The sequence below is a fragment of the Frigoribacterium sp. CFBP 13707 genome (genome assembly GCF_014842245.1).
GTDB classification, from domain to species: Bacteria; Actinomycetota; Actinomycetes; order Actinomycetales; family Microbacteriaceae; genus Frigoribacterium; species Frigoribacterium endophyticum.
The window spans coordinates 613867-629039 of record NZ_JACYVL010000001.1 but is presented as its reverse complement, the minus strand read 5'-3'; the positions used below and the strand labels follow the sequence as shown (position 1 = coordinate 629039).

The following is a 15173-nucleotide window of genomic DNA, read 5'->3' as shown; positions in this document are numbered from 1 at the left end:
TAGGCGACGCGCCCTTCCTCGAGGTCCTCCTCCGTCGACACCGCGGTCACCGCCGCGGCCTCAGGCCCCTGCCGCGTCGAAGAACAACGCCGCGAACCACAGCTGCCCGCCGAGGGCGAGCAGCATGAAGATCGGGTACCCGACCACGATGAACTGGCGTTCTGCCTCGGGGACCTTGCCGGCATCCGGGCCGCGTGACTTGAACAGCCCGATGACGAAGATCAGCGGCACGAGCAGCAGCGCCAGCACGGGCAGGCCCACGTCGCGACCGTTCCCGCGGTAGGCGATCGTGGTGTCGAGGGGCACCCTCAGCACGACCACCGCGGCGACGACGAGCGAGGCGACGAGGCCCGCGGCCAGGGCACGGAGCACCCACCGGTTCACGACCGTGCCCTTCGCGATCTCGTCGTCCGTCAGGTCCCGCCGGGGCTTGCCCTTGGCTGTCTCGTTGCTCATCGTGGCAAGATACCAATGCCGACGCCGACCTCGTGGATCGAGTCCGCACCCCAGCTGGCGACCTGCCCGGCACCGGCGTTGCCGAAGTGGATGCCCCAGCCGGGGTCGGTGCCCGGGGTGCCCTCCGCCTCCGGCATCTGCCCCAGGACGAAGCCGCTCCCCGCGTTCCAGAGGAGGTCGGCCGGCTGGTAGCCCTCGTTGCTGATGATGGCTTCGGCCCCTCCGCCGAGCAGGCTGCTGGTGGCGCCGACGGCACCGTTCGCCAGGAACCCGGCCGCTCCGGTGAGCTCGCCGGTGAAGCGGCCGCCGTACGCTCCCGTGCCGCCGCTGACGAAGCCGTTGCCGGCGGCCCCGAGAGCCTCGTCCCAGTGCCACTCGTCCGTGGTCGCCGCGTAGGTGCCGAAGTTGCCTGCGGCACCGACGACTCCGTTCGCGACCACCTTCTTGCCGGTCTCCGACATGATCGCCTGTCCGGCTGTGGCGAGGGCACGCTGCCCCGCGCCGCCGACGGCGGTGCCGACGCGGTTCATGCCGTTCGACACGGCCAGGGCCGACCGGGCTGCCTGGCTGCCGGTCGCCCAGGCGCCGGCCGCGGCGCCCGCGCCTCCCATGACCCCGCCGATCAGGGTGTCCACGCCGGCCTTGGCCCAGTCGACCTCGCCGGTCGTGGCCTTCTGCGACGCCACCGAGATGCCGCCCGAGAGGAGGGCTCCCGAGGCCGCCATGAGGGCGATGCCGGCGGGCCCGCCGACGCCGGTGCACATGAGCGCGACGCCGCCGACGATCGCGGCGCCCGCAGCGACGTACTCCCAGTTCTCGTCCCACCACGTGCCCGCGGCGGCGAAGGCGCCCTGGTTCGCGGTCGCGAACGCCTTCATGTCGGCGTCGGTCGCGGGCCGGAGCCCGAGCGGGTCGACGGCGTGCATCGGGTCGTTGCCGGCGTACGAGTACGGGTTGCCCGACCACGCCGCGCCCGTGACGGGTGCGAGCGGGTCGACGGAGAGGAACCCGCGGGCAGACGGGTCGTAGACCCGCGCGCCGAGCCACTCGAGGCCGCCGATCTGCAGCCCGCCCGTGGCGGTCAGCGACGCGCCTCCGGGCAGCTCCAGGCCCGCCAGCCCCGAGGAGGCGTCGGCCGAGCCCCAGGGGTCGCCCGCGTCGGTCGCCCGCACGCCGCGCCAGGCCGGGCCGAGCCAGTAGTCGCCGACCTGAGTCGCGCCTCCCGGCAGGGTGAACACCGACGCGCCTCCGACGGAGACGAGGGCGGGGACGGCGCTGGCGGTGTCCCACCAGGTCTCGACGCCGTCGATCGCGGCGAGCTCGCCCAGCGCATCGACCCAGAGGTCGGTGCGGCGCACGACCGCGCCGTCGGGGTCGCGGTCGACGACCGAGGCCAGCGACCTGAGGTCGGACCAGGCGTACTCGACGTACGAGCCGTCGTCGGCGATCTCCCGCACGCGGCGGCCGAGGCCGTCGTGCACGTAGTCGAGACGGCGCCCGTCGGGCAGCTCGCGCGAGACGAGCTGGCCCGCCGCGTCGTAGGTCGAGCGCGACACGGCACCGTCGGCCGACTCGCTCACGACTCGTCCGGCCGCGTCGTACTCCCAGGTGGTGAGGGCACCTCCGGAGGCGCGGACCGAGCGCAGCTGGCAGGCCGCGTCGTACTCGTACTCGACAGCGCCGTCGGCGCCCTCGACGCGCCGGATGCGACCGTCGTCGTCGCGCTCGACGAGCGTGCTCCGCACGCCGTCGAGGCGGGTCGTGACGTGCTCGACGAGCTCGCCGTCGTCGTAGCGCCAGGTCTGCGCCACGTCGCCCGCGACCGACCCGACGAGGCGTCCCGAGGCGTCGTGCGACAGGGTCGACTCGACCCCGGCGTGAGACACGGAGACGACCCGGCCGGCGGCGTCGCGGCGGTACTCGGTGCGGGTGCCGTCGGGGTCGACGCGGGCGGCGAGGCGGCCGTCGGCGTCGTGCTCCCACGTGATCGCCTCGGAGCCGCGCGCGCGGCGGACGAGCGCCCCGCGCCGGTCGAAGACCAGCTCGTGCTCGACGTCGACGCCTTCGCCCCGCGAGCGGTCGACCACGCGCAGGGTGAGCGTGGCGGGGTCGAGGTGGAGGGCCGCGGTCTCGCGGCCGTCGACCGTGATCGCGGCGGGGCGGCCGGCGGCGTCGTGGCTCCACCGCGTCTCGCGGCCGTCGGGGTCGCGACGCAGCACGCGTCGGCCCGCGGCGTCCCAGCCGGTGGTCGTCGTGCGGCCGAGCGGGTCGGTCGAGCTCACGAGGCGGCCTGCGGCGTCGAACGCGCGGCGGGTGACGCCGCCCAGCGGGTCGGTGACGGAGACCACGCGGCCCCGCTCGTCGTGCTCGTAGCGGGTCACGCCGCCGAGGCCGTCGACGGCCTCGACGAGCTGCCCGACGGCGTCGTAGCGGAAGCGGCGCCGGCCGTGGCGGGTGTCCTGGCTGGCGGTCAGCCGTCCGGCGGCGTCGTAGCCGAGGCGGGCGGTGCCCGCGCCGGGCACGTGCCGCGAGACGACGCGCCCGACGGCGTCGTAGGCGATGCGCTCGACCTCGCCCGTGGGCAGGGTGCGGGCCACGACCCGGGAGTCGGCGTCGTGGGTCAGCGTCGTGCGGGCGCCGAGCGGGTCGGTGCTGGCGGCCGGTCGTCCGCATGCGTCGTACTCGTACGAGGTGCGGGCGCCGCCGGGGGAGACGACCGCGACGACGCGGCCGGCCGCGTCGCGCTCGAGGCGCGTGAGGCCGCCCTCGCCGTCGACGAGCTCGACCGGGCGGCCGCAGCGGTCGTAGGTCGTCAGCTCGGCGGAGCCGTCGGCGGAGGTCTGCGAGACCGGGCGCCCGAACTCGTCGAAGCGCAGGGTCGTGGTGCTGAACGCGTCGCGCAGGGTAGCCGTGCCGTCGGCGGTCTCGCGCCGCGCCTCCTGCCTGACCCCCGTCGGGTCGACGACGGCGGTGAGCGCGCCCACGAGGTCGTGCTCGTGGGTCCACTCGCCCCCCGTGGGGTCGGTGACCGTGCGCAGCCGAGACAAGGCGTCGTAGGTGAACGACTGCACGCTGCCGTCGGCGAGGACGACGCGGGCCAGCTCGGCCTGGTCGTCGAACGTGCGCGTGACGACGCGGCCGAGGGCGTCGGTGGTGCTCTCGAGCTCGCCGTTCGCGGCGTAGCTCAGCTCGGTGCGGGCGCCCAGCGGGTCCACGACGGCGGTGCGGCGACCGCCGGGGCCGTTCTCGAAACGCCAGGTGGCGCCGTCGGGGTCGCGGCGCGAGACGAGCATGCCCGCGGCGTCGTAGCGGAAGGTCGTGCGGGCGCCGCTCGGGCTCACCGCGGCGACGGGCCGCCCGGCCTGGTCGCGCTCGAGGCGCGCGACGTCGCCGAGGGCGTTCTCGGTCTCGACGAGGTCGCCGTGCTCGTCGTAGCGGCAGCGCACCACGACGCCGGTCGGGTCGGTGGCCTGCTGCAGCAGGCCGTCGCGCCAGACCAGCTCGGTGCGCCCGCCCTCGGGGTCGACGATCGTCGAGGGGTCCCGATCGGCGTCGTCGGCGTACTCGTACTGCACGACGGCGCCCGACTCGGTGACGACGGTGGTGACGCGGTCGTGGTCGTCCCAGCCCCAGGTGAGGTCGGCGCCGGCGGGCGTGACGGTGCGCACGCGGCGGCCGCGCTCGTCGTACCCGTGCACGGTCACGCTGCCGTCGCGCTCGATCACCGAGACGAGGTTCCCGTGGGCGTCGTAGCTCATCGACTGGCGCTGGTCGGAGCTGTCGAGCAGGCCCACGAGACGGCCGCGGGCGTCGGAGATCCAGGTGTCGGAGCGCGAGCCGTCGTGGTCGGAGACGACCGTGACGCGGCCGCGCAGGTAGGCGAAGCGCACGGCGCGGCCGTGGGGCGTGAGCTGCTCGACGACGCGTCGGCGGTCGTCGTACGAGTTGACCACCTCGACCACGCCGGAGGCGCTGGTCACCGTCGTGATCAGCCCCGCGTCGTCCCAGCCGTAGCGGCGGGTGCCGGCCTCGGTGGTCGCGGCCACCAGCCGTCCGGCCTCGTCGTACGAGTGCTCGACCCGGCGCCCGTCCGACGAGCGCAGCACGGCGACGCGGCCGTCGACGTACTCGACCTCGACCCAGCGGCCGCGGGCGTGCGTGAGGCGGGCCGGGAGGTCGTCGGAGCCGCGAGCGACCTGCACGGCCGTGCCCGCGCCTCCGGCGGACCCCAGCCAGGTGCCCGAGGGGGTGAAGTCCCAGCGGGCGCCGGCGTTGTCGCGGACGACCAGCATGCTGCCCTCGGAGGCGAGCCACCAGTTCTCGCCGACGGCGCGGTCCCAGCCGTCGCCGAGGCGCGGGAAGACGACCTGACGGCCGTCGCCCATCGTGAAGGTCGCGCCCTCGTCGTCGAGCTCCAGGCGCGTCTCGAGGACGGACGACCAGCCCGGCCCGAAGAGGCCGACGGTGCCGTCGAGGCTGTTGTAGGTGCGCGAGACGCTCAGGGTCGTGCTGGCGCCCGCGAACGGCAGGTCGACCTCGGTCTCGAGGAAGTTGCCGGTGGTGGTGTTGACGGGGTCGACCGAGAAGCCGTTCGTCGGAGCTCCGCCGTAGGCCTGCGGTGGCTCGATGACGAGGTCGTCGCGGCCGAGGTCGATGCCGGCGGCCTGCAGCGAGGCGGCGATCGCGGCGTTCGAGAGGGTCGACACCGACCCTTCGCCGCCGGCCTGCGCGAACTTGTCGGCGACGGTGGTGGCCCAGGCGGCGTCGTTCGCGTTGTCGTCGAGCCAGGCGGAGAGGGCGCGCACGAGCCCGTCGGCGGAGAACTCGCCCCAGTCGCACTGCGTCGAGAAGGTGTCGAGGGCGGACGACAGGGTGCCGGGGCGCGACGAGAGCTCGCCGTCGAGCGTCGTCGTCGAGGAGGAGAACGACCGCAGGTTCGCCGGCAGGGCCGACGACGTCGGGCCGGACGCGCCCCCGCCCGTGGGCACCTCGCGGGGCGGCGGCGTGTAGCTCGCCCGGAGGACGAGCTGGTCCTCCTTCTTCGTGGTCGGGGCCTTCTCGCCGCCGGTGAAGGCGTCGACGACGTGGTCGACCACGTTGCGCTCGGCCTGGCGCTGCGTGTAGTCGCGCGCCTCCTTGCGGCGGGCGTTCTCTCGCTTCGCCGACTCCATGATCTGGTCGACGAAGTCGGCAGCTTCGCGGAGCTTGTCGACCAGGCCCTCGGCGCCCCTCGCCGCCGTGGTCGCGTTCTCGGCGAAGAGGTCGGCGAAGAGCCCGCGGAACTCCTGCTTGCCGGTCTCGACGGCGGAGGCGCGCGAGGCGGTCTGCCCCTCGACGTCGGACGCCGCGTTCGTGAACGCCGACTTCAGGTTGTCGGCCGCCCAGAAGCTGAACTTCAGCGGTTCGTTGCCGTACGGATCGGTCATGTGCTCTTCTCCCCCGAGTGCAGATGGANACCTCGGGTGGTGCTACGCGCCGCCGCCGGCGGTGAAGATGTCCTGCGAGATCTTGTCGAGCTGGGTGCGGAGCTGCTCGAGCTCGGTCTTGGCCTTGTCGAGGGCGGCCTTGGTCTCGGGCCAGGTCGAGCCGCGGAAGGTGGCGGCGAGGGGGCCGTCCCAGACGTTGGCGTCGGAGAGGATGCGGCCCTGGGCGTCGAGCTGGGTGATCTGGTCGGTGAAGCCGCCGTTGACGATCGACTGCAGCTGCTGGATGGCCGTCTTGGCCTGCTCGGTGGAGAGAACGCGAGACATGGTGATGTACCCCTTCATCGTGGTGTGGCCCTGCGCGAGACGCGCCCCCGGGGCCGGAACGAGACGAGACTACCTCGTCTCGTCGAGGATGCACCCTCGTGCACCGATCCGTCGGTCCCCCTTCGGGGGGCGTGCGACCGATCTGTCGGTGCACCGCCTCCGGCTACTCTGGGCGGAGGAACGTCATCACGAGGGGACTGGTCGTCATGACCTGGGGATCGAACGACGGGGGCGTCGCCGTGCGCTCCGACGCGCAGACGAGCACGACGCGGGGCACCGGCTCCGCCCGACGAGGGAGGGCGCTCCGCCGCGCCCGGGGACTGTCGGCGGTCGCCGTGGTCGGCGTGGTCGCGGTGGTCGCGACGGGCTGCACGGGAGGCGCGCCCGAGGTGACCGACCCCACCCGCGTCCTGCAGTCGGTCGCCACCACCCTGTCGAGCGACGGGTCGATCACGGCCGTCGACAGCACGACGGTCTCCGTCGACGACACCACCGGCACGACCTCGACGAGCAGCACCGAGCACGTGCCCGCCGACGTCGCCGACGACCTGCCGATCCGCGTGAGCACGTCGTACCGTGCCGGCGACCGGTCGGGCACCGACCTCGCCGACCTCGACGGCTTCGACGGGCGGGTCGAGATCGACCTGACCGTCGAGAACCTCACGGTGGCGCCGCAGGAGCTCACCTACGACGTCGCCGGCTCGTCGCGCACCGACCCCGCGCTGGTCGGCGCCCCCCTCAGCCTCGCGGCCTCGACGGTGCTCGAGGGCGTCTCGCCGAGCTCGGTCGTCACCGACGCCTCCGGCGCCGCCGGGGCGACCGACGGCATCGTCAGCACGAACGACGGCGGCGACGCCGTCGTCCAGTGGGGCGCGCTGCTCGCCCCGCCCCGCTCGGGCGCCAGCACGACCCTGCACCTCGTCGCCGACGTCGCGGACTTCCGATCGCCGACCTTCGACCTCGCCGCCCAGGCGGGGCTCTCCACGGACCTCTCCGTCGACGGCGTGCTGGCCTCGGCCTTCGACGACAGCTCGACCAGCGAGCTCGCGCTGCAGGAGCGCACCATCGCCCTCGTCTCCGACGTCGACCTCGTGCTGAGCCGCGCGGGCGAGACGATCACCGAGGTGCGCACCAACCTCGAGAGCACCTCCGACACCCTCGGCGTCCGCACGGCGGAGCAGCTCCGCGACAGCAGCGCCTCCCTCGCGAGCACCATGCAGGGCCTGAGCGGGCAGCTGACCGCTCTCGAGAGCGACCTCGGCGCGACGGTCACCGCCACGCAGTCGACGGTCCTCTCCCAGCTGCAGACGACGGTCACGAGCGTCGACACGCTGCTCGGCGACACGACGGCGACCGCGCCGGCCGTGACGCTCGACGGCGAGGGCTGCGCCGCGGTCGTCCCCGCCCCCGAGCAGGCCGGCAGCGTCTACGGCAGCCTCCTGCAGATGGCGACGCAGCTCGACGCCTACGCCCAGGCCAGCGCGCTCTGCCGCGACGAGGTCTCGGCGTCGCTCGCATCGACGGTCGGCCCGGCCGAGCCCACGGCCGAGATCTGCGCGACGCAGCAGTCGCTCACCTGCTCGCTCTACGGCTCCTCGCTGCTCGTCACCCTCGCACTCGTCGGCCTCGTGGGCCAGGGCGACGAGCTCGCCGAGTCGCTCCAGCCCGAGCTCGCCGACGCCGCCCTCGACCGTCACGCCGACGTCACGGCGGACCTCGTGGACCTCTCCGCGCAGATCGAGGCCCTCGCCGTCGACCCGTCCGACTCGGCCGTGGCCACGGCCCTGACCGCCCTCGACGCCACCGTGACGTCGGTGCGCACCAGCACCCGCACGCTGCGCGACCAGGTCGACGGCCTCCACGACCGCGCCGAGAGCGCCCGCCGCGAGATCGGCGACGAGCAGCAGATCGGGTCGATGCGCGCCCAGGCGGAGAAGGTCGCCGCCGAGCTCTGCGACGTCGTCCAGGACGACGGCGGGGGCCCCGGCATCAGCCGCGACGAGGTGGAGCGCCTCCGCTCCTACCTGGTCGCCGAGGGCTGCGCCGACGACGGGGGCACGGAGGTCGAGCCGGGGCAGCCCGCGCCGACGCCGGCCCAGCTCGATGCACCCTTCCCGTACCGCGCCTCCCTCGCCGAGCGCCTCGACGACCAGCTGGCAGCCTGGGACGACGTGGTCGCGACCACCGACGTCGACGACGACACGCAGGGCCTCGGCCTCGTGCTCGCCGACCTCGACGAGCAGGGCGACGACCTGGCCGCCGCGGCGGCCGACGTCCGTCGCGCGGTCGCCGCGGGCGACGGCTCGGTCGACGGCGCCGTCGAGCAGCTCCGCGAGGCCGCTGCCGTCACCACTGCCGACACGGCCGACCTGGGCGTCCGCCTGGAGCGCGTCCGCACCCAGCAGCAGGGCCTCGCCGACCAGGTCGAGGAGGCGTTCGCCGACACCTCGGAGGACGTCGCCGAGCAGGTCCAGGCCCTCGTCGGCCAGCAGGTGCGCGTCGTCGCCGAGCAGGGCGCCGTCAGCCAGGCCTCGGTCGTCGACGCCTTCACCCGCTCGATCGCCGGCCTCACCTCCACGTCGGACGTGGTCGTCGGCGACGCCCGAGAGACCATCGAGGAGCAGCGCGGCACGATCGACGAGCAGACGGCGGCCCTCACCACGGCCGTCGACGCCCAGACGGCCTCGACCCTCGAGCGCATCGCCCAGAGCACGGCCTCCTCGACGCGCGACGTCGACGGTGCCCGCACGCTGCTCACGGCCGACCTCGCCGCGGTCATGCTCGACCTCGGCGACCGCCAGGTGAACGGCTCCGGCATCCTCGGGGCCATGGCCACGAGCGCCGCGAAGTCGGACACTGCCGACTACCAGCTGGCCCTCGCCTCGAAGAGCGCGTCGGGCTACGCCAACATCCGCGCGGAGGACGTCGCGGGCATCATGCGCGAGCAGGCGCAGTTCACGGCGTCGGTCGACGCCGCGGCCACGCTGCCGGCGTTCCACCTCGACGTGCCGGCCGGCGCGACCTCGACCACGTTGTGGTCCTTCCGGATCGGAGCCGACCAGTGAGCCACGCCAGCCCGTCCGACGCCTCCTCCCGCAGCACGGCCGCGGCCGAGCGGGCCGAGCAGACCGGCGTCGACGAGACGCGTCCGCGGCGCCCCCGTCGCCGCCTCCTGCTCGCGGCGGGAGCCGTGGTGGTCGTCGCGGCCGTCGTCGTCGCGGTCGTCGTGGCCGTGCGCGGCGACCAGCGTGCGGTCGCCGACCCGGTGCCGGCCTCCGTGCCCGTGGCGGTCCGCGCCTCCGACGTGCCCGACGGCACGACCGTCGGCGTCGTGATCACGCTGGGGCAGGGCGAGGGCTCTGCGTGGGCCGCAGCCGCCCAGGGCGGCCTCGTCGCCGAGCGCCGTCTCGAGCTCGGCGGCAGCGACGTGTCGCTCTCCGTGCAGGACGACGGCGGCAGCGCCGAGGGCGCCCGCGCGGCCGTCGAGGTGCTCGTCGCCGACGGCGTCGCCGGCATCGTCGTCGCCAGCTCGGGCAGCCACGTCTCCGGCGCGGTCGACGCCGCCCGCGAGGCCGGCGTGTCCGTCGTGCTGCCCTACGCGGAGGTGCCCGGCGGCTCCGGCGAGGGAGCCTGGTCGACCGCGCCCGACGCCGCCGTCACGGGCGCCGCCCTCCAGGCCGCGCTCGGCGGGTCGACGCACACGCTGCTCGTCGACCTCGGCGGCGGCAGCCCGGCCGGCGTCGCCGTGGCCGACATCCTGGTCGCCTCGGCAGTCGGCGACGACACCGCGGTCGCCGACGAGGTCGCCCGGCTCGCCGGCGCGGCACCGTCGACCGACGTCGACCCCGACGCCCCCGCGGAGGCGGCGCCCCCCGCCGTCGCCGTCCCCGCCACCGCCGTGCTGCTGAGCGGCTCGGCCACGCGCCAGGCCGCCCTCGTGGCCGCCCTCCAGTCCGCCGACCTGCCCGTGCCGGTCGTGCTGACGCCCGAGGCGACGAGCCCGGCGTTCACCGCGGCGCTGAGCGAGCGCGGCGGCAGCCTGGCCGGCGACCTCACGACCGTGGGCGTGCAGACCGACGACGCCGTGGCCCTCCGCTCCGACGCCGCCGGCCGCACGATGTCGGCCTTCCTGGCCGGCGTGCGCGTGCTCGCCCGGGACGGAGACGCCGTCAACCTCACGGGCGACCAGCCCTTCTCGGCCGTGGCCTCGCAGGCCGACTCGCGCAGCCACGACGCCGTCCTGGCGCTCGTCCGTGCCGTCTCGGCGGCCGGCAGCTCCGACCCGGCCGAGGTCTCCGCGGCCCTCGGCTCGCTCTCGCTCGTCGCCTCCGACGGCATCGCCGGGCCGGCGCTCGACTTCGGCGCCGACGAGCCCGACACCGGCGAGGTCGAGGTGCTGCACGCCTCCTCGCAGGCCCTCGGACTCCGCCCGGCCGCCGACGCCGGGGTGGCCCGCCTGGTCTGGTTCGCCGGGCCGACGACCGACTAGCACCGCCCGGGCGGCGTCGTGGTCCACGCCGCCGCCCCCGCACCGACGACGAGGCCGACCCCGCTCGGCCCGCGGCACGAGAGGGAGACCCGCATGCGCGTGGTGATCGAGCTGGACGACCAGCGACGCAGCGTGGAGGTCGACCGCTGGCGCGGCTCCGCGACCCTGGCCGAGCTGGTCGAGGCCGCGGGCTGCTCCGTCGGGCCCGACGACGACCTGTTCGTCGACGCCTCGGCCGTGTCGGTCGGCACGCCGCTGCGCGAGCTCGTGCTGCTCGAGGGGTCGCGCGTCGCCCGCACAGCCACGACGCGGCCGGCCCGCGTCGCCGGCTGGAACGTCACGCTCGCCGGCGGGCTCGCCGTGGGGCGCGTGGTCGAGGTGCCCCGCACCCGCCCGCTCGTCGTCGGCCGCTCGCCGCAGGCCGACCTCGTGCTGCCGACGGCCAGCGCCTCCTGGGAGCACTGTACGGTCGCGCTCGACGACGACGGCGTGCTGATCCGCGACTCCGGCTCGACCAACGGCACCGTCGTCGCCGGCGAGAAGGTGGGCGCTGAGGGCGTCCGCGTCACCGAGGGCACCACCGTGATCGTGGGCGGCGCGGTGCTGATCGTGCGCCCCGACCTGCCCGAGTCGCCCGTGCCGGCTCCTGGCTCGCTGCACAACCTCACACCCGCCGCGACGGCGCCCTTCAACCGCCCGCCCCGCCCAGGCCGCGTGGGCGAGATCGAGCCCGTGCTGCCTCCCACCCGCAAGGACGTGCCGCCGGCCTCGAAGTTCAGCGTCATCACCGTCGTGGCGCCGCTCGTGCTGGCCGGCGCCATGGTGCTGCTGCTCGGCGACGCCCGCTTCGCGCTCTTCGCCCTGCTCAGCCCGGTGATGGCCATCGGCATGTACTTCGAGCAGAAGCACCGCCGCAGGAAGAACCTCGAGGAGGAGGAGGAGCGCTTCGCGACCGCCGTGGAGGCGTTCCGCCGCGAGATCGCGGACGCTGCGGCCCAGGAGGTGCGCCGCCGTCAGGAGCTCGCCCCCGACCCGGCCACGGTGCTGCGACGCCCGGCCGTGCCGACGACCCAGCTGTGGCAGCGCCGCGCGGGCGACGACGACTTCCTCGCCCTGCACGGCGGCATCGGCGACGTGCCCTGGAAGCCCGAGGTCGACGACCGCGGCGTCTCCCGCCGCGACGAGAAGGTCAAGGAGGCGCTCGAGGCCGGCCTCCTGCCCGCCGCGCCCGTCGTCGTGGACCTCAGCGACGCCGGCGTGGTCGGCATCGTCGGCGACCGGGCCGGGGCGCTCGCCCTCGCCCGCAGCCTCCTCGTGCAGGCGGCCGTGCACTGCGGGCCCGCCGACCTCACGGTCGGCACCTTCTGCGACCGTGGCCGCGAGGCCGACTGGGAGTGGGCCTCCTGGCTGCCGCACACCCGCCGCGCGGGCAGCAGCACGGGCGAGCGGTGGATGTCGGCGCAGCGCGAGGCGAGCGCCTCCGTGCTCCGTGGCCTCCGCGAGACCGTCGACGAGATGCCCACCCCGGCCCTGCTCGTCGTGCTCGACTCCGAGGTGCTCACCGAGGGTCGCGACGCCCCGGCCCGCGCCCTGCTCGGCCACGGCCGGAGCGTGCCCGGCGTCAGCCTCCGCCCGGGCGAGCGGCCGCACCGCGTCAGCGGCATCGTCATCGCGACCTCCGAGGAGCAGCTCCCGGCCGCCTGCACCAGCGTCATCGTCGTCGGCGACGACGCGGCCGCGACCGTGCACCGCCCGGAGGACCGCGCCCGCGTCGACGACGTCGTGCTCGCGGGCGTCACCCTCGAGGCCGCCGAGGAGTGCGCCCGCCACCTCGCGCACTTCGACGACCCCGAGCTGATCGTGCCCGGCGCTTCCCTGCCGTCGCTGGTGCGCCTCCCCGAGCTGCTCGGCCACCAGGCCCTCGACGCCCAGGCGATCCGCGCGATGTGGGCGGCCGACACCGGCGTCTCGACGCCCATCGGCTCCGCCGAGACGGGCGTGCTCACGCTCGACCTGGTCGAGGACGGCCCGCACGGCCTCGTCGGCGGCACCACCGGCTCGGGCAAGAGCGAGTTCCTCCGCTCGCTCGTCGCCGGGCTCGCGGCGCGCAACGACCCGACCCGCCTCACCTTCGTGCTGATCGACTTCAAGGGAGGCGCGGCCTTCAAGGCCTGCGAGCGCCTGCCGCACACCATCGGCACCATCAGCAACCTCGACGAGCAGCTCGCCGACCGGGCGCTGCGGGCGCTCGAGGCCGAGATGGAGCGCCGTCAGCGCGTCTTCGCCGAGGCGGGGGACGACGTCGACAACCTCGACGCGTACCTCCGCACCGGTCCGGCGGAGCCCATGCCGCGCCTCCTGCTGGTGGTCGACGAGTTCGCGATGCTCGCCAAGGACTTCCCCGACGTCCTGTCGTCGCTCGTCAGCGTCGCGGCCGTGGGCCGGACGCTCGGCGTGCACATGATCCTCGCGACGCAGCGCCCCGCCGGCGTCGTCAACGAGGACATCCTCGCCAACACCAACCTCCGCGTCGCGCTGCGCGTGCAGAGCCGGGAGGACTCGAGCAACGTCATCGGCGTGCCCGCGGCCGCCGGCATCGGGCGTGCGCAGACCGGCCGCGCCTACGTGAAGCTCGGCCAGGACGACATCACCCCCGTGCAGACCGCCCTCGTCACGGGCCGCGCGCAGGAGGTCGCCGCGGGCGCCGTCGACGTTCGCGAGATCGGGGCGTTCGGCGTGCCGGTGGCCGCTCCCGCGCCTCCTCGGGCCACGGCGAACGACGCCGCCGACCTCGACGTGCTGATCGACGCGGTCGTGCAGGCGAACGCCGACGCCGGCATCGCGCCGCCGCGGCAGGTCTGGCCGGAGGCGCTGGGCGAGCGGGTCGCGCTGGAGGGCTTCGCCGAGGCGGTCGGGCCCGAGACCGACGACGCGGTCGCGGCCGCAGCCGACGCCGCCCCCGCCGTGCCCGCCCTGCCCGCTGAGCCCGCCGTGCCCGTCGTGGGCGGCGTCCGGGGCGACCTCGTCGCCGTGGCCCTCGCCGACGAGCCCGACCTGCAGCGGCAGAGCCCCGCCGGCTGGCGGCTCGACGAGGGCAACCTCATGCTGCTCGGCATCGTCGGCAGCGGCACGAGCACGACCCTCTCGAGCATCGCGCTGACGATGGCCCGCGAGACCTCGCCCGACGACCTCGACCTCTACGTGCTCGACATGGGCTCGCGCGGCCTCGCGCCGCTCGCCGACCTGCCGCACACCGTCGCGTACGTCGGCTCGGGCACGGGGGCCAAGGAGCAGCAGGCGCGGTTCCTGCGGCACCTGCGCACCGAGCTCGAGGTGCGTCGGGCGTCGCCGGGGACGGGGAGGCGCGCGGTCGTCCTGCTGGACGGCCTGGCCGCCCTCCGCGACGAGTACCAGGACTACGAGGGGCAGCAGCTGCTCGACCTGCTCTACCGCGTCTACGCCGACGGCCCCGGCCTCGGCCTCTCGTTCGCCGTGTCGACGACCCGTGCCAAGGCGGTGCCGTCGGCGATGGACGAGGTCACGACGCAGAAGTGGCTGTACCGCCTCGCCGACCAGTACGACTACGCCTCCTACGGCATCCGGGGCAAGAGCGTCCCGGCCGCGGTGCCCGGTCGCTGCGTCGACACCGTCACGGGGCTGCAGATGCACGTCGCGACGCCCGAGGGCGACCTGGCCGCGGCCGTGGCACAGGTGCGAGGGGCCTGGGCCGGCATGCCGCCGAAGGCCAACGCCATCGGCCAGCTGCCCGACGACGTCCGCGTCGACGAGCTCGACCTCGCGCCCGTGCTCACGGGCGAGCCGTGGCTGCTGCCGATCGGCATCGGCGAGGACGACCTGACCCCCGCGCAGCTCGAGGTCTACGAGGGCGAGCACGTGATGATCGCCGGGCCCGCCCGGTCGGGCAAGTCGACGTTGCTCTGCGCCCTCGCCGAGTCGATCCGCGCCCTGCCCGGTGACCGTCCCGCGGTCTGGGGCATCGGCGACCGGCGCTCGCCCCTCGCGACGGCCGGGCTCGACCGCGTCGCCGTGGGCGTCGACGAGATCCCGGCGCTGCTCGCGTCGCTGCGGCTGGAGCGCGGCCCGGTCGTGCTGCTGATCGACGACGCCGAGCGGTTCGACGACGCCGACCAGTCGATCGCGTCGCTGCTCGCGAGCCGCACGCCGGTGACGGTGGTCGCCGCGGGCCGGTCCGCCGACCTGCGCACCCTCTACAGCCACTGGACGAAGACGGTCCGCAAGGCCCGCTGCGGCGTGCTGCTGCAGCCCGACGTCGACTACGACGGCGACCTGCTCGGCGCCACCCTGCCGCGGCGCGCGCCGGTCGCGCTCAGCCGCGGGCGCGGCTACGCCTGCGTGGGAGGCGCGGTGCGGCTCGTGCAGACCATCAGCCCGAGCGCCTGATCCTCGGAGTGCGGGCGGGCGGCGGTCTGCAGACCACTGCCGGCCGGCGGCTCTCC

6 protein-coding genes are annotated in these 15173 nt (G+C 75.2%); 3 read left to right on the top strand and 3 right to left on the bottom strand.

Going from position 1 to position 15173, the window contains the following annotated elements:
• Positions 1–60: 60 nt before the first annotated feature.
• The 3 genes from IFT45_RS02795 to IFT45_RS02785 all read right to left on the bottom strand — a co-directional run bounded on the left by IFT45_RS02795 (position 61) and on the right by IFT45_RS02785 (position 6206).
• On the bottom strand, positions 61–456 hold the full coding sequence (locus IFT45_RS02795; RefSeq protein ID WP_192126572.1) for a hypothetical protein: 396 nt from the start codon (positions 454–456) through the stop codon (positions 61–63).
• Positions 453–5882, bottom strand: coding sequence for a DUF6531 domain-containing protein (locus IFT45_RS02790; protein WP_192126570.1), 5430 nt, complete (start codon positions 5880–5882; stop codon positions 453–455). Before IFT45_RS02790 ends, IFT45_RS02795 begins: the two co-directional genes overlap by 4 nt.
• A 42-nt stretch (positions 5883–5924) precedes the next feature.
• Positions 5925–6206: a hypothetical protein gene (locus tag IFT45_RS02785; protein ID WP_056057119.1), complete on the bottom strand. Its 282-nt coding sequence runs from the start codon at positions 6204–6206 to the stop codon at positions 5925–5927.
• Between the two features lie 206 nt (positions 6207–6412).
• Here IFT45_RS02785 and IFT45_RS02780 point away from each other — a divergent pair, with 206 nt between their 5' ends.
• From IFT45_RS02780 to IFT45_RS02770, 3 genes are all read left to right on the top strand, one after another.
• Positions 6413–9271: a hypothetical protein gene (locus tag IFT45_RS02780; RefSeq protein WP_192126568.1), complete on the top strand. Its 2859-nt coding sequence runs from the start codon at positions 6413–6415 to the stop codon at positions 9269–9271.
• Positions 9268–10695 (top strand): hypothetical protein, encoded by a 1428-nt coding sequence (locus IFT45_RS02775; RefSeq protein WP_192126566.1) that lies wholly within the window; start codon positions 9268–9270, stop codon positions 10693–10695. Before IFT45_RS02780 ends, IFT45_RS02775 begins: the two co-directional genes overlap by 4 nt.
• Before the next feature lie 93 nt (positions 10696–10788).
• Positions 10789–15117, top strand: a complete 4329-nt coding sequence (locus IFT45_RS02770; protein ID WP_192126564.1) for an FtsK/SpoIIIE domain-containing protein — start codon at positions 10789–10791, stop codon at positions 15115–15117.
• Positions 15118–15173 lie beyond the last annotated feature (56 nt).

Coding starts and splice junctions, on each gene's coding strand:
- IFT45_RS02795 (WP_192126572.1), bottom strand. CDS start 456: ATGAGCAACGAGACAGCCAAGGGCAAGCCCCGGCGGGACCTGACGGAC.
- IFT45_RS02790 (WP_192126570.1), bottom strand. CDS start 5,882: ATGACCGATCCGTACGGCAACGAACCGCTGAAGTTCAGCTTCTGGGCG.
- IFT45_RS02785 (WP_056057119.1), bottom strand. CDS start 6,206: ATGTCTCGCGTTCTCTCCACCGAGCAGGCCAAGACGGCCATCCAGCAG.
- IFT45_RS02780 (WP_192126568.1), top strand. CDS start 6,413: ATGACCTGGGGATCGAACGACGGGGGCGTCGCCGTGCGCTCCGACGCG.
- IFT45_RS02770 (WP_192126564.1), top strand. CDS start 10,789: ATGCGCGTGGTGATCGAGCTGGACGACCAGCGACGCAGCGTGGAGGTC.